The 25,941-nt window shown below is 43.6% G+C and carries 19 protein-coding genes, 1 other RNA gene and 2 pseudogenes; 7 read left to right on the top strand and 15 right to left on the bottom strand.

The window, feature by feature from the left end; translation table 11 throughout:
* Positions 1 to 51 precede the first annotated feature (51 nt).
* From L5L98_RS01245 to L5L98_RS01215, 7 genes and pseudogenes are all read right to left on the bottom strand, one after another.
* Positions 52 to 1,299: a tetratricopeptide repeat protein gene (locus L5L98_RS01245; RefSeq protein WP_219252164.1), complete on the bottom strand. Its 1,248-nt coding sequence runs from the start codon at positions 1,297 to 1,299 to the stop codon at positions 52 to 54.
* Positions 1,299 to 1,922 carry an energy transducer TonB gene (locus L5L98_RS01240; RefSeq protein WP_131524316.1) on the bottom strand — a complete coding sequence of 208 codons (624 nt, stop codon included), beginning with the start codon at positions 1,920 to 1,922 and terminating at the stop codon, positions 1,299 to 1,301. Before L5L98_RS01240 ends, L5L98_RS01245 begins: the two co-directional genes overlap by 1 nt.
* 1 nt (position 1,923) lies before the next feature.
* Complete coding sequence (locus L5L98_RS01235; protein WP_037428129.1) at positions 1,924 to 2,328, bottom strand: ExbD/TolR family protein; 405 nt, start codon at positions 2,326 to 2,328, stop codon at positions 1,924 to 1,926.
* A gap of 13 nt (positions 2,329 to 2,341) precedes the next feature.
* On the bottom strand, positions 2,342 to 2,869 hold the full coding sequence (locus L5L98_RS01230) for a MotA/TolQ/ExbB proton channel family protein (protein WP_113938836.1): 528 nt from the start codon (positions 2,867 to 2,869) through the stop codon (positions 2,342 to 2,344).
* Entirely contained in the window at positions 2,869 to 4,224 is a 1,356-nt protein-coding gene (locus tag L5L98_RS01225; RefSeq protein WP_263138191.1) for a MotA/TolQ/ExbB proton channel family protein, read from the bottom strand. Before L5L98_RS01225 ends, L5L98_RS01230 begins: the two co-directional genes overlap by 1 nt.
* Complete coding sequence (locus L5L98_RS01220) at positions 4,224 to 5,006, bottom strand: DUF3450 domain-containing protein (protein WP_113938838.1); 783 nt, start codon at positions 5,004 to 5,006, stop codon at positions 4,224 to 4,226. Before L5L98_RS01220 ends, L5L98_RS01225 begins: the two co-directional genes overlap by 1 nt.
* 668 nt (positions 5,007 to 5,674) lie before the next feature.
* Positions 5,675 to 6,862, bottom strand: a pseudogene (locus tag L5L98_RS01215) (IS3 family transposase).
* Between the two features lie 68 nt (positions 6,863 to 6,930).
* Between L5L98_RS01215 and L5L98_RS01210 the strand changes: the two are divergent.
* Positions 6,931 to 7,655 (top strand): annotated as a pseudogene (locus tag L5L98_RS01210) (IS982 family transposase); the annotation flags it as partial.
* 132 nt (positions 7,656 to 7,787) lie between these two features.
* Here the strand turns inward: L5L98_RS01210 and L5L98_RS01205 are convergent.
* The 3 genes from L5L98_RS01205 to L5L98_RS01195 all read right to left on the bottom strand — a co-directional run bounded on the left by L5L98_RS01205 (position 7,788) and on the right by L5L98_RS01195 (position 14,875).
* A complete protein-coding gene (locus tag L5L98_RS01205) occupies positions 7,788 to 10,583 on the bottom strand; it encodes a TonB-dependent receptor (protein ID WP_212599896.1) in 2,796 nt (931 codons plus the stop codon).
* 437 nt (positions 10,584 to 11,020) lie between these two features.
* Positions 11,021 to 12,223: a porin gene (locus L5L98_RS01200; RefSeq protein ID WP_212599895.1), complete on the bottom strand. Its 1,203-nt coding sequence runs from the start codon at positions 12,221 to 12,223 to the stop codon at positions 11,021 to 11,023.
* A gap of 222 nt (positions 12,224 to 12,445) precedes the next feature.
* The gene (locus tag L5L98_RS01195) at positions 12,446 to 14,875 is read right to left on the bottom strand and encodes a DNA polymerase II (protein WP_263138190.1); all 2,430 of its coding nucleotides are present in this window, start codon (positions 14,873 to 14,875) and stop codon (positions 12,446 to 12,448) included.
* 137 nt (positions 14,876 to 15,012) lie between these two features.
* Here L5L98_RS01195 and dinG point away from each other — a divergent pair, with 137 nt between their 5' ends.
* From dinG to L5L98_RS01165, 6 genes are read left to right on the top strand one after another with little or no spacing between them, the layout of a single operon-like run.
* The gene (dinG, locus tag L5L98_RS01190; RefSeq protein WP_263138189.1) at positions 15,013 to 17,085 is read left to right on the top strand and encodes an ATP-dependent DNA helicase DinG; all 2,073 of its coding nucleotides are present in this window, start codon (positions 15,013 to 15,015) and stop codon (positions 17,083 to 17,085) included.
* A 9-nt stretch (positions 17,086 to 17,094) separates the two neighbouring features.
* Positions 17,095 to 17,868, top strand: coding sequence for a sulfite exporter TauE/SafE family protein (locus L5L98_RS01185; protein WP_028760448.1), 774 nt, complete (start codon positions 17,095 to 17,097; stop codon positions 17,866 to 17,868).
* The gene (locus L5L98_RS01180) at positions 17,859 to 18,527 is read left to right on the top strand and encodes a primosomal replication protein (protein WP_206765984.1); all 669 of its coding nucleotides are present in this window, start codon (positions 17,859 to 17,861) and stop codon (positions 18,525 to 18,527) included. The genes L5L98_RS01185 and L5L98_RS01180 overlap by 10 nt, the downstream gene beginning before the upstream one ends.
* 9 nt (positions 18,528 to 18,536) lie before the next feature.
* Positions 18,537 to 19,226 carry a DUF2057 domain-containing protein gene (locus tag L5L98_RS01175; protein ID WP_263138188.1) on the top strand — a complete coding sequence of 230 codons (690 nt, stop codon included), beginning with the start codon at positions 18,537 to 18,539 and terminating at the stop codon, positions 19,224 to 19,226.
* Between the two features lie 29 nt (positions 19,227 to 19,255).
* Complete coding sequence (locus L5L98_RS01170; protein ID WP_263138187.1) at positions 19,256 to 20,164, top strand: histone deacetylase; 909 nt, start codon at positions 19,256 to 19,258, stop codon at positions 20,162 to 20,164.
* A 33-nt stretch (positions 20,165 to 20,197) separates the two neighbouring features.
* Positions 20,198 to 20,488 carry a late competence development ComFB family protein gene (locus tag L5L98_RS01165; protein ID WP_028760452.1) on the top strand — a complete coding sequence of 97 codons (291 nt, stop codon included), beginning with the start codon at positions 20,198 to 20,200 and terminating at the stop codon, positions 20,486 to 20,488.
* Between the two features lie 218 nt (positions 20,489 to 20,706).
* Here L5L98_RS01165 and ffs read toward each other — a convergent pair.
* The 5 genes from ffs to L5L98_RS01140 all read right to left on the bottom strand — a co-directional run bounded on the left by ffs (position 20,707) and on the right by L5L98_RS01140 (position 25,853).
* Positions 20,707 to 20,804, bottom strand: an RNA gene (gene ffs, locus L5L98_RS01160) — signal recognition particle sRNA small type.
* Between the two features lie 259 nt (positions 20,805 to 21,063).
* Positions 21,064 to 21,426: a ComEA family DNA-binding protein gene (locus L5L98_RS01155; RefSeq protein WP_263138186.1), complete on the bottom strand. Its 363-nt coding sequence runs from the start codon at positions 21,424 to 21,426 to the stop codon at positions 21,064 to 21,066.
* Positions 21,427 to 21,652: 226 nt separating this feature from the next.
* The gene (gene megL, locus L5L98_RS01150) at positions 21,653 to 22,846 is read right to left on the bottom strand and encodes a methionine gamma-lyase (RefSeq protein ID WP_263138185.1); all 1,194 of its coding nucleotides are present in this window, start codon (positions 22,844 to 22,846) and stop codon (positions 21,653 to 21,655) included.
* Positions 22,847 to 23,187: 341 nt separating this feature from the next.
* Positions 23,188 to 24,396: a YcjF family protein gene (locus L5L98_RS01145; RefSeq protein WP_263138184.1), complete on the bottom strand. Its 1,209-nt coding sequence runs from the start codon at positions 24,394 to 24,396 to the stop codon at positions 23,188 to 23,190.
* The gene (locus L5L98_RS01140; RefSeq protein WP_173245612.1) at positions 24,393 to 25,853 is read right to left on the bottom strand and encodes a YcjX family protein; all 1,461 of its coding nucleotides are present in this window, start codon (positions 25,851 to 25,853) and stop codon (positions 24,393 to 24,395) included. Before L5L98_RS01140 ends, L5L98_RS01145 begins: the two co-directional genes overlap by 4 nt.
* Between the last annotated feature and the right edge of the window lie 88 nt (positions 25,854 to 25,941).

Here is a 25,941-nt window from a genome sequence, read left to right as displayed (position 1 = left end):
AGAAAAAGCCCCTTGCGGGGCTTTCGATTCAAACACTAAACTGCGAAGTAATTACAGCGTGATATTATGCATACGTGCTTTCTCTTTAATATAAGAGATATAGCTATTTGCACTCTTCTGTGTCTTCTTATCATTAGCAGCTAACACTGCACGGTTATAAGCCGACTTATACTGTTTCAAACTTAAATGAGCCAAAGCTAATTCAAAGTTTGCTTCACCAGGATGATCAATACCCATTGATATGGCTTTTTCAAGCACAGGGATCGCAGCTGTATATTGTTCATTCAAGTTTAATAAGCGACCTTGTTTTAAGTAAGTCTTGCCATCATTGGTGATGGCTGCAGCTTTACCGTAATACTCAGCAGCTTGCTTAAACTCTTTCGCATTTTGATAGAAACCCGCCAAAATCTCTAAAGACTTAGCGTCCTCAGCGATCATGCCTGATTTCATATGTTTCTGATAAATTTTAGCGGCTTGATAAGGAGCACCTTTTTGTGCCATTAACTGCGCTAAACGCGTAATGTTGCCCGCGCTATCTAAGAAACCATTTCTATAAGCCAAATCGTAAGTTGCAAGAGACTTGTCATAGTCTTCAACCATCAAATAAAACTGTGCTAATTGAACCCACAATCTGCCATCATCCGGGAATAAAGGCACCATGACTTCTAACACGCCAACAGCTTTCTTATACTTCTTCTGATTGAAGTAAGCTGTCAGTTTCATTTGATACAGACCTTTGTCAGGAGATTCAGCTAATGAAAGACCTTTGTCGGCCACTTCAATCACTTTATCCCACTGTTTAAGTTCTGAATGCGCAATACCAATACGGCGATACATTTGAGAATCAGATTTACAAGTAAATTCCATCCACTTGTAATAATAAGGAATCGCTTCCTTAAACTTTTTCTCTTGTAATAGCAAATCAGCATAAAGACGCATAGTTGCTGCATGATCTGTACCACCTAAAATATCAGCTTCAACAGCTTGCTTTAGGTACTTGATCGCGGTATCCATTTTGCCTTTCTCGGCATAAAAGTTACCCAACATACGTGCAACATAGGCTTTATCGAAGTCGTTCTTGGCATTTGCCTCTAGCAAAATAGCAATAGCTTCATCGACCTGACCATTGGTATAAGCTTCAAATGACTTCTGAACTTTCTTCGCCGCACCTTCGCCCACGGCTTTAGATTGACGTTTGTCGATAGCACACTTTTCTTCTGCGACTGCAGATGAAAGAGTTAATGAACCTCCACAAACAGAAAGCAATAATAGAACTGCGATTTTATTAACATTACGCATTATTGGTTGCCTCCTTTATCTAAGGTGAAGTCTAGTTGTACTGTCATACCAGGTTGTTTCAATGGCTTGCCATCAACAATCTTAGGCTTGTACTTCCACTTCTTCAGTGCACGAATAGCTTCTTTATCAAATAAGCGTTTTGGTTCTGCTTGAATAACTTCAACGTCGTCGATACCACCGAGTTCGTTAATGGTAAAACGAAGTTGTACCCAACCTTCTTTACCATCACGCGCCGCAGCAATTGGATACTGAGGTTCGATACGAACGATAGGTGTAGCATCACCATCGCGAGTCATCATATTGCCTAATTTAAAACCGGTACTTGGACCACCAGCTTCTACACCACCCATATTGAACGACATTGCTGTGTCAATATTGCTCGAAGATTCTGGCGGCGTTGCCTCAGGCTTCTGTGGCTGTTCTGGCGGTGGCGGCGGCTTAGGCACTACCCTTGGCTTATTCTGTGCTTTTGAATCCTGTCTATCCATAGTGATTTCAATTACAGGGGTCTCGGCCGATGTTTCGCCGCGCTGTGCGCCGCCACCGACCAAGAACGCCATAAAAGCGAACAGACCAAAAGTCACAGCAGCACCAATAATGATCGATACTAGTGCTCTTAGCATATTAATCGTTCCCCGCAGATACCGAAATTTTATCTATACCAGCCGCTTTGACTTGGTCTAGAACTTTAACAACTAAGCCGTGCATTGCGTCTTTATCAGCCTGAATCAATACCGCAGCTTCAGGAGCTTCAGCCAGCATGCGCTCAACGTTTGCCGTTACACGTTCGATATCAACCTGACGGTTTTCCATCATGATCACGCCTGTTTTACTGACGCCGATAAAGATGTTAGCCGAAGGTTTTGAAGTCGCTTGCGAAGCTTTTGGTTTGTTATAATCCAAACCAGAAGGTTTCACAAATGACGTTGTTACAATGAAGAAGATCAACATGATAAACACGATGTCGAGCATCGGTGTCATATCAATTTGCGCTTCCTCGTCTACACTGGAATGCTTTTTACGTGCCATGTTCAATCTCTCTCTAGTGGTGCGGCATGCTGTCTTTTAGCTTTTCTAAACTGATTTTCATTTTTACATCCAGACGAGTACTAAAGAATACTCCCGATAATGCTGCAACCATCCCCGCCATCGTGGGCATAGTCGCCATTGAAATACCAGCCGCCATTAAACGAGCATTACTCGTCCCCTGAACTGCCATCACATCAAACACTGAAATCATACCGGTTACGGTACCTAACAAACCTATCATAGGACAAATAGCTACTAAGGTTTTAATCATCAGCATACGTGCATTCAAATCTTGCTTCGCTTGGGACAGCCAAGCTTCACGGATACGGTGTGCGTACCAAGAGGTTGTTTCCTCTCTAGCATCCCACGCAGATATGATAGCTTTATGTTGCTTTGGTGATATCCAATTAAGATACCAATAACGCTCAAGCATCAATACCCACATGAAGAACAATACAAACGCAACCAACCAAAGGACGTTTCCTCCAGCGGCCATGAAGCCCCTGACGGAATCCCATATGTCCATCAGGTATAGCATCATTAGTTAGCCCTCTTCTCAGCATGTGCTGCGATAATGCCCGCACTTTGCTCTTCCAAAATTTGGGTGATTGATTTGCTACGCGCAACGAGTATTGCATGTAGTAACATCAGTGGCAGAGCCGCAACTAAACCTTGTACTGTAGTAACCAGAGCCATAGAGATACCACCCGCCATCAGTTTAGGATCGCCAGTACCGAACAGTTGGATACTTTGGAAGGTCGCAATCATACCAGTTACTGTACCTAGTAGACCTAACATTGGGCCGATAGCTGCAATGACTTTCAAAATTGAAATTCGAGCTTCTAATGCAGGCGTTTCTTTCAGAATAGCTTCATCCAGTTTCAACTCTAATGTTTCAACATCAACATCTTTGTTTTCATGGTAAACCTTCAAGATACGACCAAGGGCATTGTTACCTGGGTTATCAACATTCTTAGCTTGGCGTTTAACTTTTGCACCGATAGCTGCCAGCACAACGAAACGCTCAACCGCAATTAATAAACCAATAGCAAGTAATATCAGAATAATATAACCAATGGTACCGCCTGACTCGATACGATCTTCCATGCTAGCTTTGTTCGTAAAGATGTTTAACAGTACGCCACGTGCAGGGTCAATATAGAAAGGTGCTGTACCAGAGGCCGTTTCTTCCCATTTAGCAACAGCGCTAACTTGATAGCCTTCAGGTTGTTGAGATAACTGCTGAATTAAACCTAATTCAGGGTTATATACAACGTATTTACCGTCAGCCGTTAAGTTATAAGCACCAATACGATGAATAGTCGTCGTTTTCACGTTACCATCAATTTCGGTAACAGAACCTTCAAATTTAACCACTTTGCCAGATTGCGCCATTTCAAATAGCTGCTCTTGCCAAAATTGTTCTAACTCTTCAATTTTTGGCAATTGCTTACGGGCACCTAAATCAGCGATAAACTTATCGCGATTTGGGAATTGAGCACTGATGTTTGAGCTTGCCAGTTTACCAGCGAAATCACCGGCTTCACCTTTAACTACACCAAACATTTCACCCAAGTCACCTTGAGCCGTTTTTAGATCTTCTTCTAACTGAGCAATTTTACGCTCGTTATCTAAGAACGCTTGGTTTAAATCTTTACCACGTTGCTTTTCAGCAGCTAACGCATTTTTTTCTTTTTGCAGTAAAGCGGCCTTATCGCCACGCTCTGCTTGGAACTCTTGCTCACGCTTGCTGTTGACTTTACCTTCTGCAGCGCGTTCAACTTTAACTTGTTGCAATAATTGGTCAATTGACTTAGGCGCATCAGCAGCGCTCGCCATACCAGCAGTTAAAGAGAAACTTGCAGCCAACACAGCTGTAGTAATTAACTTCTTCATTATTGTGCAGTCTCCGCAGCAGGAATTGGTAACGCGAATAGATCTAGAGCGCCTTGTTTACGGGCAATGCGGATACCTTTGGTCAGTTCACGCAAATAGCTGTCATCTAACTTATCCCAACCCTTAGATTCTGGGTTGTACATCCAGCCAGTCTTTTGATCTAAACTCTGTGCATAAAGAGCAACACGACCTAAGTTAAAGAAGTCAACCAACACTTCTTTGCCATCTAGGTTTAACTTACCTTGGTTAACGGCAACAGCACTACCGTATTCACGCTCAATACTATAAGCATCAAGAATTAGACGGTATTTTTCTGCTAGTGTTACTTCGGCAGTATTAAGAAGTTTTTTCAGTTCATTAACACGATTAGTACGTATTTCAGAATTGAAAGGTAAATCTAATTGAACAAACTGTTCTAATGACTCAACCATTTTAAACATTAATGGCACAACACCTTGGCGAAGTTTATCTACACCATTGATGTCACCCTGCACTGAATCCATTGTCTTTTGTTGATCAGCGACTAAGCTTGCAACGTAATCGTTATATGATTTCAGTGATTCGCGCTCATCTGCGACAGAACCATACTCAAAAAGCATGTCTTGTGCTTGATCGAAATACTTATCAACGTTCTTTTGCGACGCAGCAGCATCAGCATGGATCATACTATCCGCTTTCTGCACGTCGGTAAGAGGATCTGCAACTACTAAGTTGCTGCTCGCTAATGCCAGCACGCCAACAAGTGCAGTAGCGATTTTTGTTCTATTGCTTACCTTGGACATAGTTCCCAACCAATTTGAAGTGAATAAAAAGGTTTAACTTACCAGCAACATAACGACAAGGCATAAATACTTGCCGAAAAAATTCCTGTAAGTTCGTCTTTCTCTTGTGATTCTTAGTTTTTTCTTCCCTTTCCTACGCCCTTACAGGCATAGACCCGCTGGCATCATTTCACAAAATGTTGACCTGTGTCAACATTTCAGGCGACTAAAAACTAGTGTAAAGAAGCGTTAATAATGAAATTTTTTACGAAAGGTGTTTTTTTAGGCAAAAATGAATCTTTAGGGTTATTACTTTTTGTTCCAAAAAATAATAAATTAATTTAAATCCTATAAAATCATAGTGATAGATAACAGCCAACTTTGTGTATCCTCTTTGTTAATATTAACATTTTTTAACATAAAGACGACTCAAGTAGATGTTCTTTACTCATATCCTACTCCTCGTAATAAAAATTTACTTAAGGATTAGGAGTGAAGCAGTATTAAAGAAATCGAAGACCCAGTTTTTCGAGAAATGTTAATAGTAGAAGAATTTAGAATGGATAATTTAGAGGAAGCTTTCATTAATTTGACTCATCCGAACTGCGGATAAAAGCGAACAAAAACCAATCACAATTTGATTATTTGTCGAAATGCATTAACAAATAGATAAGACTAACCTGTACTGGTCAACCCAGATTGGACACTTTTACTTGAGAATTCTCAAACTCTACAGGTGACAGATCGTCATTAGCAGAATGAAGCCGCTCCAAGTTGTAATATTTCATGTAAGCCGTCACATCTTGCTTCATAAACTCCCTTGTTGGTTGAGCAACTTTAAAAATCCAATCGTGTTTCAAGCTACCAAAGAAACGCTCAACAACGGCRTTATCCCAACACGCWCCCACATCACCCATGCTGGCTCGGAYACCATAGYTCGATAGCAGCCTACCGAATTGCTTACTGGTATATTGCGAGCCTMGGTCACTGTGRAATACCARCCCTCGCGCTGGTTGTCGCAGGTTGTAGGCTTTCATTAATGCCTTAGATATCAAATCCGTGGTCATGCGTTTGTCTATGTGCCATCCCACAATCCGGCGTGAATATAAATCCATCACCACTGCCAAATACATCCAGCCTTCACCCGTCTTTAAATAGGTCACGTCACCCGCCCAGACCTGATTAGCCGATATTGGATTAAAGTTCATGTTTAACAGGTTATCAGCCACTGCATCTGAGTGTTTTCGCTGCGTAGTCACCTTGTAAGCGCGTCGTTGGGTTGCTTTGAGTCGAAGGCGGTGCATAATTTTACTAACGAGATAGCGACCAACCTGGTAGCCTTCCTTGTGCAATTTCTCCACCATTTCACGATTCCCTAAGCTGCCTCGACTTTGCTTAAATAGCTGTCGAACAAGGCGATAAAGCTTCAGTGTTTCAAGGCTTATCACGTTTGCAGGGCGCTTATGCCAATCGTAATAGCCTGATTTACTTACACTCATTACTCGACATAACAGTACTATGGGAAAAAGGTGAGATTGCAGTTTGATGAAACGAAATCTTACTTCATTTCTCTCGCAAAGAAGGCGCTGGCCTCGGCGTGCCCCTTGGGTATTTTTAGAATTTCTTTATCCATGCGTAATTCTTTGTTTTCTCTACGCAATCGCTTTAGCTCATCACGCTCAGACTCTTCTAAGGTGATGCATTGTTTTAGGGCTTCTTAGGGCTTCGTGTTTTTCCTTCCAGTTGTAAAGCAGGCTCACGCTAACTCCAAGAGACTTTGCCGCATCGGCAACGCTATAACCTTGTTCTAACACCATCAAGACGGCTTCATCTTTAAATACCTGCGGATAACTCTTATGTGATTTCTTCAGACTCATATAGACCTCTTAATTTATTGACCATACTGTCTCAAAATTAAGTGTCCGATGGGATTAGATCAGAACACCACCACCGTGATTTCAAGAACTTCTTCATCGGCTATCTGGCTCATTTCTACAAATCCGCTTTTCCTAATTTACTCAGCTATGCCCGCTTTCTTGAGGTGATGCCCAACGCTTTAGTGCCGCTTTGCAGCTACTTTGTCAGCCTCAAGAGTGACCCCACTGGTATCGAATTTGTTGATTCAACTAGCATCAAAGTGTGTCATAACCTACGTATTCATCGCCATAAAACCTTGGCGGGACTGGCGTGCAGAGGTAAAGGCACTATGGGGTGGTTCTATGGCTTTAAGCTGCATTTGATTGTGAATCATCAAGGCGGAATAGTGGCGGCCAAAGTGACCCCAGCGAATGTACATGATACACAACCTGTGAACGAGATGGTGCGAAGTGATATGAATAAACTCTATGCAGATAAAGGAGATATCAGTAAAGTGCTGTCCAGTGAATTGCAGGAGAAAGGCGTGAAGTTGATGACGAACGTGCGTAAGAATATGAAAGCGAAGGCGATGTCATCGTGGGATAGAGCGATGCTGTCGAGACGTTTTATCATAGAAACCATCAACGGCTAGTTAAAAAATATATCACAAATAGAGCAATCCAGACACCGCAGCGAGCATGGATTTATGCTCAATATAATTGTGGACTTATCGCCAATCAATTGAAAGACAATAAACCACAACTGAACATCACTAACGCGGAGTTTAATGCTATTGCAGTTATGATTTGTTAAACCGAACTCAGGTTTTTAATGTTTGGTAAAAAATACTGATTATTGCGTAATAATTACATACCATCAAAAAAATGACAAACCCGTTAATTTGGATTTGTCATCATTTTCAATAACTTATAAATTTTTAGCTTTCTAGAACTTGTAATCTACTGAAACATAGAAAGTACGTCCTAATGAATCAGTATATCTTGGATCATAGCCAACTTGGTGACCTGCACCACTCGAACGTAAAGATAATGGCGGAGCCACGTCAAACAAATTATTGATACCAAATGACAGTTTTAAATCGTCAATAATAGTGTATTGAGATTGAAAGTTTACCGTTGTATAAGACGGTACCGCTAACTGGATTAATTTATCTTCGCCCGTAATACTTCCTTCGCGAACATAGTTCTCTTGGTCTGCATAACCTGAACGATAACGAATTATAACTGAGTTATCAAAATCACCAGTTTTCAAAGTACTAACTAACTGTGCTGTTGTACGGAATACGACTGCGTCATCATCGCCAAATCGACCTAAGCTAGAAATCCAATCACTATCTGTTCCTGGACGGGTATATTCGCTATCAGTAATGTAAGTTCCTGATAATGTGTTATTCAAACGACCGAATGAAAGGTCATGTCCTAATGTTAAATTCCAGTCATAACCAGCATTTTTGGATTTACCGACGTTAATATCTGAGTAAACAATTGCAATCTCCTCTTCACCTGTTCCTTTGTTTAACTTAGTTGTAAACAAATCTCTATAACGAGTAGGATCTGACATAATTTGAGATTCAGTCACACTTGTGACCATATCACTTAATTCAATATTCCAGTAATCTAATGAGAAACTGAAATCAGAATCAGGAGCATATACAAAACCAACAGAATACTGTTTAGAGGTCTCAGGCTTTAATTTAGCATTACCTTCACTAAATGCTTCATACTGCTGTGCACTTGTAGGGCATAGTGTTGCTAGAGGATCTGAAGTTCCCGCGAAAGGACAATCATACGAACCACTTGTTACACCAAAATCAACTCTAGGGTTAGCAATTGACAACATTGAAGGTACTTTGAAACCGGTTCCAGTTGAAGCTCTTAATAAAAGATCTTCTGTTGCCTGATATCGTAAAGATATTTTATAAGTAACAGCACTTTCAGAATCATTTACTGTACTTGAACCAGGAATAGCAACTCCAGCAGCATCGTAAGCAAAATCATTGGTTATAGCGCCAACATTATCATAACGTAGTGAGCCTGTAAGCTCTAAGTCAGTAATAACAGGAACAATTAACTCTACGAATGCACCATAGCTATCACGCGCTAAATCATATTCAGTACCAGTATTAGAACCCAATAACAAATCTTGCTTATTTGCTTCTGCTATTGAAGACACATAATGGGTATTACGGAACTCTGCACCAGTACCTAAATATGCAGTACCTGCAGATGTTTCAAAAACAGGCATAGAAGCTTTAGCATCTAACGCTTTTACTTCTGTTGTATCATTACTCCAATTGCCATTAAATTGTGTCTGACTAAGCAGATCTTTACCTTCTTGACTTATTTGATCTGGTGTTGCAAAAATATCTACTTTACCCGTTCCCATCAGTGTCATAAATTCATCAAAAAGAGGGTATCCACCAGCCACATTTTCATCAGTATCATTTTTAGAGTAAGTAAAAGCAGCTGAATAATCAATTTCACCCGCGAGCCCCTCAATGCCCGTCACTAAATGCGTAGACTTTGTATTCCATTCAGTTGCACGCCCCCCAAGTGGTAATGCTCGCCACTGTGCATCTACCCGTACTAAATTATCACGTTGGGCTTGAGTCAAATTTGGAGTAACCCATTTATCAACTAACGGCGAATCTGTGGGTATGGTAAAGAAGCCTGTTGCATTGGGTGCAATACGAGTTGTTTGAGAAAAATCTGAATACATCATATTTGCAAAGAGCTTGATGTCATCAGTTAGGGCAAAATCAGCACCTAGAATTACAGAGTCACGAGAGCTTTCTGGCAAAATTTCAACTGTTGTAGTGTAGTCAAATTGACATAAGTCCCCAACTTGGAAATTGTCAGGAGCACAATCGCCATTTGTTTTCAAATATGGGTTGAAAACAACGTTCTTTCTTACACCATTCTCCATATAGTAGGCTCTAGCGTTACCAGGAATAGCATTTGGAGAACCCTTAACGTAATAATATTCCTGATTATTACGATTAAAATTAATAATACCAGTCTTAGCAAAATCACGATCGGTTGCTTTTAGTTGCTCTTGCTCATCATGCCCAACAGAGAATAAAATGTTAAAGCCATCTTTTTCATAATCACCAAAGCCACCAGTGAATGAAAGATTACTGCTAGTACCACCTGATTCCTGTGGTTTATTGTAACGAGCTGCTACGTTAAAACCTTGAAGATCTTTTTTGGTAATAAAGTTAACAACCCCTGCAATAGCATCTGAACCATACAACGCAGAAGCACCATCAGTTAATACCTCAACACGCTCAATTGCAGCTAAAGGAATACTATTTAAATCAATTGTTGAACCCGAACCGCGGGGCGCCATTCTGCGCCCATTCATCAATACTAGTGTGTAACTAGCACCTAAACCACGTAAAGAAGCCGATTTGACACCACCACCACCACCACCAACAGAATCTGCGTCAGTTGTAAATCCTTGCATTGATGGTAAAGATTGAACTAAATCACCAGCGCTAGTCAGGCCAGTTCTATCAATATCCTCTCTTGATATTACAGTAATAGGCAGTGAACCTTCCATATCAGTGCGCTTGATACTTGAACCAGTAACCTCAATACGCTCGATCTTCTCTCCCTGCGCCTCTGCAGAAATAGCCGGTACTGATGTAAATGCTAACGCAGCAACTCCACCAACAAGAGCCAAACGTACTGAGCTTGCTAAAAAATTATTCTTATACATTGTCTATCTCCCTTGATAAATCATGTTTTTCTTATATTCTGCATCTACATTTATGCATAGATAGCGTAAATTGCTCTATCGCAACCTTAGTTGCTAACACGTCAATTTCAAGAGCAATAAAATCACATGTGAAACACTAAATCAACAAATAACAAACAAACAAAACATTATTACCCTAAAAACGGTACATGTGGATGCGTGGATGATGATTATTTATACAGCAAGTGATTTTAGGGGATGGAGATAGCACAACTTAGATCATAATTGACATGAGTTTGTTGTAAGGAGAGAAAATGCTAAAACTTAAACCATTTAAGACGATATTATTGAGTTTAATAGCCTTTTTGAATGAAAAAGCCCAAAGTTTACACTTTGGGCTTTGCAGCAATACTTACAACTGGCACAATTCTAAACAGTTGTAATAGATAAGGTCGAACTTAGAGCGTGTAACGGATACCGATGGCAACGCCGTCAGATTCAGAAAGCGACATTCTGGCTTCATGTTCTCCAGAAAAATCGCTGTAATCTTTACGTGCTTCTACGTAAAGCACTGTGTTTGGGTCCCATACAAAGTGCAAACCAACCACGACAAACTGACGTTTGAACTCATCGTTAGGATCGGCATTAAAGTTAGGTTGAATGACATAGTCTTTACCGGCATCAAGCACGTTGTAAGAAATGAATGGGCGTAATCCATTGTCAAACTTGTAAGAAACTAAACTTTCAATACCATAGGCGTCTTTAATCAAACGACCAATATTGTCTGTGTCATGATTTTCTTGTCTGTTAACGTTTGCAGCAGCGTATAAGCCATTGCTATCGAAGTTACCCCAAGTGATACCCGCACCGTAGATAAGATCAACCGCTGTGGTTTGTTCGCCGTTACCAAAACTCACATCAAACTCACCGCGGTTAACACCCGCAGTTAAGGTCAGCATATCAGTGGCTTTATAGGTCAGCGCGCCACCATAAGTATAATTGTATTCTACTTGTTGAGCCGCTTTATCACCGCTTTCCCAGTTCGCTTGACACTGAGCTTGTGAAATATCATCCGTTGTATCACAGGTATAGAAGCTGCTGTTTTTCAACTGTGCTTGAACTGCAAAGCTTACATCGCCAAATGCATTGCGATATTGAACTGTTTTATCACCACGACCAACACCGTTTACCGCGCCATCATCTTTATTATAAGTGTAAACACCTGCAGTGTTACCGTCCCACACAAAACCGTAGTTAGTGTTGTAAACGACATCGTACCAAGCGCCCCACTGCTTACCAATAGTCAGTGTTCCATAAGTGTCATGGGACAGACCAGCGTAACCTAAACGGTTATAAAAGAACTCTTCTTGAACAGATTCGAAGCGATTGTTATAGACGATGTCGCTACTACCTACAGGGTTCACACCCCATTCCAACTTAGCAAATGCTTTCCAACCGTCAGTCAACTCACGATTAAAACCAAAATTAATGCGAGATGCGCCGTTAACAACCTCTGTTTCCCCTTGAGTGTTGATCACGCGTGCATCAATAAAACCACCGATTTCTACGGCATTTTTATTATCTTTATAGATCTCGATAGCTGAGACTGATGGAACTAAAAAAATTGCTGCAAGCGCAGTTGCTACTAACGTCTTGTTCATTTGGTGCTTAACCTTTTTTGTTTATGTTCTGTCAACGTCATTCCGTTGTTATATTTCCTTACAATTTCCTCTTAAAGGGTAGCAAACTTTCAATATTCCCTCAAAGCTAAACCTAAAGAATATGTCGATTAACATCACAAAAACAAACCAGTTAACCTCTACAAAACAGGTTAAAACGCTACATTCGCCACCCCGCGCAACACATAAAGAACATTAAAAACACTATATTAACAGTAACTGCTTTGACGCAATATCCATGTAGTTTAGTTTCATTATCGAAAAAACAGGCTCGGCAATAGGGCCAATTTGCTTATCAATGTAGTATTGGTAATCAATTGGTGACGTTCTGTACAGTAAGGATTCCGGTCCATTTACAGTAATCAGATAATCAATCTGCGCCCCACGCTTGCCAAAAGAGGCATCTCCTGTTAAGTCGCATAATTGTTGAGCGACTTTAACATGGGGAGAAGATTTAGCCGTGTAATCTTCAATATTGCGTCGCATACGTTTACGAAATACCAAATCATCGTCCAACTCACCATCAAGCAGCTTTTCAAACACACTGGCCAAATAAACACTGATATCCCTTTGGTTAAACATCCGTTCATAGAGTGACTCTTGAACTTTGCGCGCTAAAGGGCTCCAATCACTGCGCACTTGCTCCATACCTTTAAAAGTAAGCTCAAGTTCATCGTTCGCATTACGCCACGCGCCAACATAACGTTTTTTACTGCCTTCTAACGACCCTCTTAAGGTCGGCATAAAAAACTGCTCATAGTGGCGTTCAAACTGTAACTCGAGAAAACTCTCAACTTGATGATCTTCACCGATCTTAGCCTGCCACTTAGCATTAATTTCCCGCGCCAGAGTGTTACCTAAGGCGTTAATGTCTGAGAGATCTGGCTCGCTGCCAAGCCAGACAAAGGTCGAATCCGTATCGCCGTAAATCACTTGATAGCCCATCTCTTCTATCCATGTGCGGGTTTGTTTCATGATTTGATGGCCACGCATAGTGATCGAACTTGCTAACTTTGCATCATGGAAAACACAACCTTGAGAACCTAAAACCCCATACAACGAGTTCATGATAATTTTTATCGCTTGGGATAAAGGTGCATTGTGCTCACGTTTGGCCTTTTCGCGCTGCTCAGATAATGTTTGGATAAGCTTAGGTAAAATGGGCTGTTGCCGACTGAAACGCCCACCGAGAAATCCCGCAACACAGTCAGACTCGGGCAATTGCAAACCTTCAATTAATCCCTTAGGGTCGATCAAAAAGGTACGAATAATGGAGGGATATAGACTTTTAAAATCGAACACTAAAATATGCTTATAAAGTCCCGGTACAGAATCCATCACATAGCCACCGGGGCTTTCGATCCCATCACTCGCAGGAGCATCGGGAGCGACGTAACCTGCTCGATGTAGATGGGGTAAATACAAATGATTAAATGCCGCCACCGAAGCCCCAACCCGCCCCAACTCTAAACCTGTTAGTTCAGCTCGCGCGAGGGCGAACTCCCATAATTGAGTATGACTAAAAATATCCCACACCAGACGGCTGTCAGTAAGATTGTAATGCGCTAATGCTTGTTTGTGGGCCTTAAACAGCTGATCAATTTCTTCAACGCGATTATCCACGTTATGAATGGCCTTGCCTTCACCTAATAATTTCCGCGAAACAAATTCCAACGAAAACCGCTCAAAATGATAGAAAGCGGCTTTAAGCCAATCGATACCATCGAGTACCACACGGCCCGGTAAAACTAAGGTTTCTGGCCGAAATTTATTATCGACTTTCCACTCAAGCTTTGCCCCTCCGCGGCCAATGGTGAGCGGAATACGGTGTAATAATGCCCGGCGTGACAAGAGTGCGAGGTCAAAACTCACCACTGACCAACCTATGACAAAGTCAGGATCAAACTCATGGAACCACGCGATTAATCGATGAATGAGTGCAGCCTCATCGGCCACCCATTCAATATATTCGGGAGAGTTTGATTCAGCCTCACCCACCATAATCACTTTTTCATAAGTCTGCTTGAGACTGTCTTGCTCTTCGTCTCGGCCACTGTATTGACCATATAGTGCAACTGAATAGAGTAAACCTTCAAAACTACATTCAAAATCCAGTGAAATACAGCGCAAATGTACAGCCGTTAAAGGGGCAATACTCTTAGCCCGCTCGGCGATAAACACGGGCAGCGAGTTAGCCTCAAGACTGTCGCTAGTCGGCGCAGAGAAATGCCCTAAAAACGCCACATCCAGCGCCACAAACCGCTCGATTAAATAACGCTGTTCAGGGCGAATGTCGGCTTCAAATAAGGGGATGTCGGCATCTTTAGCGATGCGCTGTAAGGTACGTAAGCTGTTGCTCGATTTAGCATAAACACCACTGACTGCGCCGCCTTTAAAGCTTTTGAGCGCTAACGGTACAAACCGCAATGCTTGACCCGGCGTTTGCAACTGCAAAGCCGTGACATCAGTTTGATGACAAAAACAAATGTGTTCAGTGCCTTGCACTTCCACCAGCACAGGGCCTTGGGCGGTAGCCAGATAATACTGCAACACTAAACTCCCATGACGATGAATCGCATGGCGTGTTAAGACTCGACCTTGTACACTAACGGCCGCGGTAGCCTCTGACTTCATCGCATGGGTTCCCAAATCGCATAGCTAGTCAATTTAGATGGTTTCTCAATTAAAATGCCGCCAAATGGCAGAAAAGTTTCTTAGGCTATGCAATCACTGTTATTATGTACAGCATTAATTCGATAAAGTAGTGACGCATGTTACCTGACAATGTAAAAACCCAGATCCGCGCCATCTATAAGGATATTGCTACCGCCTTGCCTAATTTTAGGCCGCGCCGCGAACAAAACTATATGGTGGCGGAAATCTCCAAGACCCTCGCCGGCGACTACGATAAAGATAGGCGCATCATTGTGGTCGAAGCAGGCACTGGGATCGGTAAATCATTGTCTTACATCCTCGGTACCATTCCACTGGCATTAGCGAGCAAGAAAAAGGTCTGCATCGCTACCGCAACTGTCGCTTTGCAGGAGCAATTACTGCATAAAGATTTACCCTTTTTTCTTGAGCAATCTGGCTTAAATTTCCGCTTTGGCTTAGTTAAAGGTCGACAACGTTATGTATGTCTATCGAAACTGGCGATGCTCATCGGTGACGACAACAGTACACAAATGGCCATGTGGCAAACTAAACCTGACAATAGCCAAGTGGCTATGATGCATGGCCTGTTAAAAGACTATAACGAAGGTTGCTGGAACGGCGAAATCGACACCTTAGCCGTGCCGCTGCCCGATCACCTGTGGCAACAAATCGCCTGCGACAAACACAGCTGTCATCGCCAAGTCGCCAGCCACAGAAATTGCCCGTTCCATAAAGCCCGTGAAGATGTTGATACTTGGGATGTACTCATCGCCAACCACAGCTTGTTATTCGCCGATTTAGAGCTAGGTGGCGGCGTGATTTTGCCCGATCCCGAAGACGTATTTTATGTTATCGATGAGGCACATCACTTACCGATTGTGGCGCGGGATTTCTCCAGTGCACAGGCCACGCTGAGGGGCGCATGCGACTGGCTCGAAAAAATTGGTAAAACCTGCGCCAAGTTACAAAACCAAATAAAGAGCAACAATATCATTGCCCCCGCGCAGACGATGCAAGATCATTTAGGCGATCTTATCGCCCAGCTCAATCAAGTGGCCCACTATTGCGATACCCAGACCAAACACTTTGCCAATCCTGAAAACCGTCTGCGTTTTGAGCACGGCAAACTGCCGGACTCATTACTCATTCTGGCTGAAAACCTTGCAGTGACCTCTAATCTTGCCCTCAAGCAGTTTAATAAAATGCTGTCACTGCTGGCAGAGGCGATTAAAGATGGCGACATTCCTAAACATCAATCCGAAGCACTATTAGCCGAAACCGGATTTATGCTGCAAAGGCTCGAAAACCTGCAGAAATTGTGGAGGATGATGGCCAAGGAAGATAAGCACAAAGGCGCACCTATGGCGCGCTGGGTCGAACTCATCACAGGTAAACAAGTGGATTATCTGTTTAGCGCTTCACCTATCGAAGTCGGCTTTATGCTGGAATCCATGCTGTGGCAAAAGGCCGCGGGCGTGGTCTTATGTAGCGCCACGCTACGCGCACTCAATAACTTTGACCATTTCGTGCATCAAGTAGGTTTGTCACTAAACGATGGCAGTCGTTATTTAGCCTTACAATCGCCCTTCGATTACCCCAATAATGCGACACTTTATTTACCCAAAATGCGCACTGAGCCGACGGACGATGCCTATACGGCTGAACTTGCCGAACAAATCATCACCCTTATTGAAGGCGAAATGGCAACCTTAGTGCTATTCGCCTCCTACTGGCAGATGGAAAAAGTGGTTGAATTACTTGAAGGCAAACTCACCACTGAGCTACTTATCCAAGGCAATGCGCCACGGCAACAATTGTTAGAAAATCATAAAGCTAAATGCGATAAGGGCGAACCAAGCATCTTGTTTGGCACCGGCAGTTTCTCTGAAGGTCTCGACTTGCCCGGCGATTATCTGACGAACTTGATCGTCACTAAACTGCCCTTTGCCGTGCCAACCTCGCCCGTTGAGCAAGCGCACGCAGAATATGTCAAAGTCAAAGGCGGTAATCCCTTCTTACAACTGACGATCCCAGATGCTTCACGTAAGCTTATTCAAAGTTGTGGTAGATTACTGCGTAAAGAGCAAGATTATGGCCGAGTGACCATTTTAGATAGGCGGTTAGTCACTAAACGCTATGGCAAGTCCTTACTGGATGCCTTACCGCCCTTTAGACGTGTTATAGAGTAGGATTAAAATTTGGAGTTGTTACTCGAGCCCAGTCATTGGGCCCTGTTGGCAGTCATAGGTCTTATCGCTGGATTCATTGATGCCGTCGTGGGTGGCGGTGGCCTATTGTCGATCCCCGCACTGTTAACCTTAGGCATTGCGCCGCATACCGTATTAGGCACCAATAAGTTAGCCGCAAGCTTTGGCTCTTTTATGGCGGCTTGGACCTATTATCGCAAGCACCTCTTTAAACCCTCGTTTTGGTACATGGCTTTTATCGCCACCTTTATCGGCGCGGTATTGGGCAGTTTTTTAGTCTATTTAGTCGATACCCAATGGCTCGAAAAAGTCCTGCCGCTGCTGATCATTGGCATCGCCATTTACAGTTTAGTCAGCCCCAATGCGATGTCAGACGTTAACTGCCAAGCACCAACCAGCAAGCCGCCAGCCAAGCAACAATGGCTACAGGGACTGGCTTTAGGCACTTATGACGGTTTTGCTGGCCCAGGCATTGGTGCATTTTGGACTGTCACATCCGGCTCTTTGTATAAACTGCCTTTACTGCACAGTTGCGGCCTCGCCCGTGCGATGACCTTCACCAGCAACTTGACCGCATTGACTATCTTTGGCTGGCTTGGGCAGGTAGAGTGGCAAATAGGTTTGTGGATGGGATTGTGCATGATGTTAGGCTCATTTATCGGCGCCCGCTGTGCGATTAAATTTGGCATGCCCTTTATCCGTCCACTGTTTATTTTGATCGTGCTAATGATTGCAGCGAATTTGGCATGGAGCGCATGGTTGTGAACACCCAACAATTAATGGTGATGCTGAAGAATCAGCTTAAAGCCTTAGAACAAGAAGTGCTGCAACACGATAATCGACTCGCCCCGCCGCAGCGTAAACTTCTGCAAGAAACGGAGCGTTTTAATCACTCGCTGTTTGTCCAACACGGCGCCCAACTCGGCCCCTGTATTGAACAAATTCGTAGCAGTATTATGCAGCTCGAAAAACAAATTAAGCTTAAACTCGCCCCCCAGACCATTGCCCTGAGCTGTGAGCGGATCCAAGATAGATTTACCGCAGTCAAACGAGCCTTGCTGACCACTTCTATCGACATTAAGTCTAAAACTCAGCAGCGTGCCAGTAGCCGTGCCCGTTTTGCACAACGCCAGAATCAGTCTCACCAAGCCAGTGGTTTCGATTGGATCGCCAATAACGTGATGCAAAATAGTCATGAGATCTACGAAGAATTGAACAAACATCTGAATTGGGCGAAAAAATTTGAACAAAAAATTGAAGAAATGGAATCAAAACTTGAAAACTGTCATAGTGCTGACAAAATAAAATTGCAAAATGACATCCTTTTGATGCATCGTCGTCTAGGAAAATGCAGGCAAGCTATTAGTTATATAGAAGATCGCATTCAAATATTCGAACGCCCGTATCAGAGTAATAACCGTTAAGGAGTAACAATGAAATCACTTTTGCCAATTAGCAGCCTGCTAGTATTACTCGGATCTGCCTCAGCCTTCGCTGCAGATCTGAACATTCCTATGTCATTTGAGTACCTTGCTCTTGATGGTAAAAAAGTCGAGTCGAGCGTATTCAACCATAAAAGCAGCTTAGAATTGGCCCCCGGCACTCACAAAATCGCCATTCGTTATCATGAAATGGTAGAGGATGATTTTAGTGACAGCCAAACCTTTGTTAAGTCAGCACCTTTCATCGTTACTTTAGATGTTGATGGCGACCATCAATATTACCTGCAAGCGGCCGAAGGTGAAGTCGTTAAAAAGCCTAAAGTTTACGCGCAAAACCCACAAGTCAAATTAACCCGTAGTGACAAAGGCAGCGTCAATTACCAAGTGGTGAATACCAATTTAGAAGAAGAAAGCTTCGTCTCTCGCCTTTTCAGTGGTAATCAAGCCGTTGACGTATCCGGTACTGCCGCAGCAGCAACCGGTGCCGCTGGAGCAGTAGTAGCCGTTGCACCAGCACCCGTGACAACATCGGCGACCGTTAACGCAACATCACTCACAACCCCCGTAGACACCTCTAAAGCAGCAGGAGCCAACCCACAACAAATGTTGCAATACTGGTGGCTACAAGCGGATGAAAAAACCCGTAAAGAATTTATGAGCTGGGCAATTTCACAGCTATAACAACTTGCGATAACGAGGTTTAGTCAATATTGACTCTGATCCCACTGGTTTATCACGCCAGCTATTCCAAGCTGGCGCTTCCTCCCCATCACAGATTTCCCACCACTAAATACGCACATTTACGGCAGTACTTACTCGATAACCACATTGCCACGACTGCACAGTTCCACACGCCAACGGCCATGACTGCAGAAGATGTAATACAAGTGCATCAACGCGAATATGTAGAGCAATTTATCGCGGGTACCTTGCCAACAGCGGCGCTTAGACGGATTGGTTTCCCGTGGAGTGAAGCCTTAGTTGAGCGTACCTTGCATTCTGTGGCTGGCACCACACTCACAGCTTCATTAGCCATAAATCAAGGTATTGCCCTGCATCTCACGGGTGGCTACCATCACGCTCATTACGATTTTGGCAGCGGCTATTGTATTTTCAACGACCTTATCCTCGCGGCCAGAAATGCCATCGCGAGCCAGCAAGTACACAAGGTACTGATTTTTGATTGCGATGTGCATCAAGGTGATGGCAGTGCAACCCTTAGCCACCAATATCAAGGGATCATCAGTTACTCGATTCACTGCAAAGAGAATTTCCCGAGTCGTAAGCAGCATTCCCACCATGATATTGAGCTAACCAAAGACAGCGATGACAATCTGTATCTCGAAACCGTGGAGCAGACACTCGCCCTCCTTATCCGAATCCATCAACCAGATCTGATTCTTTATGATGCTGGGGTCGATATTCATCAAAATGACGATCTTGGCTTGCTCAATATCAGCCAAGAAGGACTGTTCAGACGGGATTTAACTGTGTTATCAATGGCAAAATCGGAAAATATTCCAATTGCAGCCGTGATAGGCGGCGGCTACAGCAGAGACGCACTACAATTAAGCCAAAGACACAGCCAACTTTTTATTGCGGCAAATCATTTGTGGTAGCAAACTCAATGAAAACCGTCATGGAGCATAACAATGCAACTCGAAATCCGTAATTACTACGAAGTTCTTTTAATGGAAATATTGTCAGATGAAGGACTTATGGACGAACTTCCTGAGGACTATCTCGCCGACTTATGTTGCGTGACCTTAAATCAACTGCCTGTGCGCTACATACGCCACCTCGTCGATACTTACTTCTTTGAAGACTATAACGAGCTACAGGAATTAAAACGTGAGATCCAAACCGCACTCGAAAAGTCCCGCGCTTTTCTTAAACAAAATCTGCAAAAAAGATTACAGGAAGAAGCCGAAGCCAATCGTTGATTTAGTTAAAGGTTACTGTTGAGAGCATTTTTAGCCGTTGTAGTGGCAAGAACAGAGGCAGGTAATGGATTATCTCATTGTGCAGAAATATTAACGCTATAAATGATTAACGGCAGAAAACGGAAATAGCCTGTAAGCTAAAATATTGAATAATATAAATTGAGTAGATATAGAGAAGTACAACGGAAATAAGCAGAGGGACTGTTGAATTGGAGGTTCCCCTAGAGCCGACACCCCGGCACACGAGTCGCTTGCTGCGGTTGCTCCCTTCCGGGCCTGGCCGAGTTCACAAGTTATCATTGCGGGGGGACCCTAGGGTCACCATAACTTCGAACATTACTTTGAATGACATAAACCAAAGCATTGCTTGAACGCGAAGGATTATCCCCCATGGCCCCTATGGGATCAAGCGCTAATCGATAAGATCTCTTAATATCCCACCTAACTGCACAATCTATAAGCAAATGGAGTGATTGAAATGATAAAAGCCTGCAAATGCAGACTTTTATATATGTTTTACTGAATCTCTTATCATAAAAATCAGTAGGCTACAGCGCAATCATCGCCAAAGGTGGTTACAACTTGATCAAATGGCGATTTTGCTCAATTATCTTAGCCCCAACACCAGAGACATTCGCTAAGTCATCTATGGCATTGAACTTACCATTTTTAGTGCGATAGTCGACAATCGCTTGAGCCTTTGCGGCACCAATCCCTTTGAGTACGAGTAACTGCTCGGCTGAAGCGGTATTGATGTTGACTTGAGCGGCATCTGGCATAGCTTTCTTCACATCCGATGCCATTTCACCCGCTTCAGTTTTAGCCTCTACTTTCACGGCGGCCTTGGTTGGGGTTTCTGTTGCGATTGCTGGGCTTGCCAAAAAAGCCGTTAATGCTATGGCACTCATAAAAGCAGGTATACGATTTGTGGTTTTCATAACAATTCCTCTATTCCATGATTTGCGGCCTTTCGTCCTACTTCCGTGGCCTCAAATCAAAAATAGTCTAAGCTGTCCCGAAATACCAAATCGGCGTCATAAATATTCACTATCGCTAAACTTCTGTCTTCGGCTCAATGAGCCAGTGCTTGACTATGATAAAAAGATGCAAAAAGCATCCTTTTATCATTCAAATAGCTAACGGTCTTTAAAATAACAACATTCATTAAGCTAATCGAGCTAGCGCTTGGTTCAAGTCGGCGATGATGTCGTCACAATCCTCTAAACCAATAGAGATCCGCAGCAGGTTATCACCAATGCCAGCCGCCGCTCTTGCCTCTGGCGTATAAGGTGAATGCGTCATCGATGCAGGATGTTGGATCAGGGATTCAGCGTCACCTAGACTCACCGCAATTGAGAACAACTTTAGATATCCGACAAAGGCCATGGCTTCTTCTAAATTTGCCGCCAGTTCAAACGCGATAACACCACCAGCACGTTTCATCTGCTGGCCAATGAATTTATGCCCTTGATGAGATTTAAGCCCGGGATAATACACATGTGTAATGCTTGGATGTTCCGCCAAAAACTCTGCAACGCGCTGGGCACTATCGCAATGGCGCTGCAAACGCACATCTAAGGTTTTAAGGCCGCGTAAGATCAGCCAAGCATCATGTGGCGATATCACAGCGCCAATATCCTTTAAAATTTCATACTTCACTTTATGGAGCTGTTCTTCACTGCCACACACTATCCCCGCAATCACATCACCATGACCATTGAGATATTTAGTCGCACTGTGGATCACCAAATCAATACCAAAATCCAGCGGTCTCTGCAGTAATGGGGTCATAAAGGTATTATCGACAATACTGACCAACTGATGACGTTTGGCAATATTCGCAATTGACGCTAAATCAAATACCTGCAAATGCGGATTGACAGGGGTTTCACAGAAAATGACCTTAGTATTGGATTTGATCGCCGCTTCTATTTCTGTTAACGATGAAAAGTCCACTAGGGACACTTCAATACCAAAGCGAGCAAACTGAGTCGTCATTAGCGCATAAGTACAACCGTATACGGCATTCGACGCCACTAAGTGATCGCCCATCTGCAAATTAGCCAGCAATGCGGCGGATACTGCGCCCATACCAGAAGCGGTTGCTGCTGCGGCCTCTGCCCCTTCTAAAATCGCCATTTTACGTTCAAGCTCGGCAGTTGTCGGATTACCTAAACGCGTGTAAATATACCCCAGCTCATTGCCCGCAAATCGCTCACCACCTTGCTGTGCAGACTCAAACACAAAAGTCGCACTTTGGTAAAGCGGCGTCACTAAGGCACCAAAAGCCTCTCGCTCATGGCCGCCATGAATAACCTGTGTTGCCGCCTTCCACATCTTGCCTGACTCATCTTGCATACCTAGCTCCTTGTCATTGGCATTGAGCAGTTCCCGTTCTTGATTGATTGTTGGTGTGGAGCGCTCAATGCCCGCATTATGGATAATCTAATAGATAAGTTAATGAAACATTAGCCCTATCGAATAAGCCCTACCATAACGCGGCCAAGCACTTAAGCCAGTAGCATGACGAAAATAGCAGAGATCAAAGGTGTAATTAACTTGTTACATAGCACTTTTACGTCACACTTAGTCATTCTCTTTATCTGCAAGAATCATAAAAAATGCGCTAAGGAACAAGTCCATTAGCGCATCTACTTTCGGCTATTTGAATCGTTTAATCATATGATATTCAATAGCATCTACTCTTTAGACTTATCTTTAGATGACCGCGATACCCTATCATCAACATCGGCGAACTGGCCTTTTAATGCGTCGCGACCTTCTTTGGTAAACAGCTTGCCTGAAAACTGCTTAAGTTCGATCAACAATTCCTGATGCACTTTAGACAATTTAGGCCTTTGATCTTCTCTAAACACAATCGGCCGACACAGCGCCATGGCTTGATATCCAAGGCGCGCCGTTAGCATACCGCCGCCTAAACCTTGGGCCAAGCGAGCAGATAATTTACCTGTCATTTCAACCGATAACAGCTGTGTCCCTAAATCAGTGACTAACTCACTAGTGCCCGCATAAATAATATTAATGATGATACTGCGGATAAGTTTAATCCGGCTCCAATAACCTAACTCAATGCCATAACAACGGGCCACATCGCGCAGCATACGTTGATTACGCCAGAGGATAATCGCCATATCGAGCACTGCTAACGGACTGGCCGCCAGTAGCACTGCCGACTCGGCAGCATATCTTCGCACCACTTTCTTTGCCAGTTCATCCCGCTCAGTCAGCACTAAGTCCTCGAATAACAATACTTTCTCGGCATCATTATGCTCATCTTTTAATGAACGGCGAAGTTGCTGCAACCCTTTGCTGTCGCCATAGTGGCAAACGATATTATCGATAAAGCTGTCTGCTTCACCCATTTGCATGCTCTGCGCTAGTCTTGCACCTGTTTCTTGAGTATCGGCAACCTGTTTGAGTCGCTTGAGCTTACGGTATTCACTGACTGCGCCCGCCAATGCCCACGCACTGACCACCCCAAGCACCGCACCATAAAAACTGAACAACCAAGGGCTCTCAAGCCAAGCATCCCTCAGTCCTAATCCTGTTTGAACGACTACAAGCAGCAATAAACTCACAGCTGCTAGACGGGCGAGCCAAGACCAACGCCGTGATTTTACAAGTTGAGGCGATACCGATTTAGCATCAATCATTTTGGGATGAGCTGACAGCGTTTCATCCATCAATTCCTCAATATCGGCAGCCACTTCTTGCACTGGCGTATGGGGATCAAAGGCCTTCGCCCCTTTAAGATCCTCTTTGCTGGGTTTGAGCTCCACGACTTGTGGGTCAAACAGCTGCTGCTTTTTCAGCGCCTTATGCTCAAATGAGTGTACAGAGGAATTAGAGGCCTGCTCATTAGCGTTATCCGATAGCTTTAGCGTCATTCCAACTTATCTCCCAGTAAGTACTGCAGCAGATGATCGAGACGAATATGGTCAAAATGCACTTGAGAAGGGTCAACATTGGCATTGCTCGGCGGTGCAAAGCCGACAAAGTTAAACCCTTGTTCACGCCAAAAATCGGGCTCAGGTAAGCGAGTGGGCACTTCGCCAGGAAACAAGGTCAGGGCTTTACCGTTGAGTCCCATCCCCTGCACGACTTCCACCTCGCCCTCTTGGGTCGTTACCATGCCATGGCGAGTCGCTTTAATGGCGCTAATCGCCATAGTCTCCACTTTACAACCATCGAAACTGGCAAAATGCTGACTGTGTTTCAGCATATCGGTCAGCAGGGACAAAACATGGCTCTGCTGATCGCGGGTCACATGGTCAACCTTGCTCGCGGCAAACAATAAACGGTCGATGCGGGGGGCAAATAACCGCCGTAAATAACTCGATTGGCCAAACTGAAAGCTTTCCATAATGGCATTGAGCGCCGTGCCCATATCCTCAAATTGCTTTTTACCGCGATTCAACGCACTAAAACAGTCAACAAGTACTAACTGCCGATCAAAACCGGCAAAGTGGTTTTTATAGAAAGGCTTAACCACTTTAGCCACATATTCTTGATAACGTTTTTCAAGTACATGGAATCCACTGTGTTTATCGCTTTGCGAAAGCTCAGCAAACTTTTCATCATTAACCAATAACAGGGGGAAAAAAGCCAATAAGGGAGCGCCCTGCCATTCACCCGGCAATAACATGCGTCCAGGTTGCGCTTGGTAATAACCTTGCACGTGCACTAAATCATTGAGTAATAGCTGATATTGATCGGCAATCTGCTTTAATTGCTGTTCATCGGTGCTCGCGGCTAAATCCAATGATGTCAAAGATTGCTCAAACTCGGCATACAAGGGAGAGCTTTTAAGATTCTCGATGCGAACTTGTTGAGCACGGCACCAAGTAACGAAGTCTTGGCGCAGCATAGGTAAATCGAGTAACCATTCGCCAGGATAATCGACTATATCCAAATACAAGGTGGCGGTATCAGAAAACTTGGCCAGTAAGCCCTTCTTAGGTTGGTATTTAATAGCCAATCGTAATTCAGAAATAGTACGGGTAGAGGCTGGCCAAGTCGCAGGTTCGGAAGTGAGCGCTAACATGGCGCCTTGATAATCAAAACTAGCGATTTCAAGATCCGGCTGCATGGCACGCTTAACACCGAGTAAACGCTGATCGCGGCTCACCTGCCACAGTGGCAAAGCGCTGTTGTTACGTGCGTGAGGTAACGTTGAGACAGGTCCAGAATTGAGTAACTGATTGACTAACCCCGTGATAAACGCCGTTTTTCCCGCACCAGAAAGCCCCGTCACGGCCAAACGTAAATGCCGGTCCGCGGTGCGATGTAACAGGGATTGGCCCTTTTGGGTTAATTTATGGAGCGAGGCATCAAGCATTCCCATAGAGACTTCCCTTATGTCGAATGATGTTAACTTATGTCAAGTGATGTTGACTATACACTGGAATGGAGCAGAGATTAAGCAACAAGGG

Origin of the sequence: Shewanella sp. SM23, from assembly GCF_025654295.1 — a bacterium.
Lineage (GTDB): Bacteria > Pseudomonadota > Gammaproteobacteria > Enterobacterales > Shewanellaceae > Shewanella > Shewanella oncorhynchi.
This window is presented reverse-complemented; position numbering and strand designations above follow the sequence as displayed.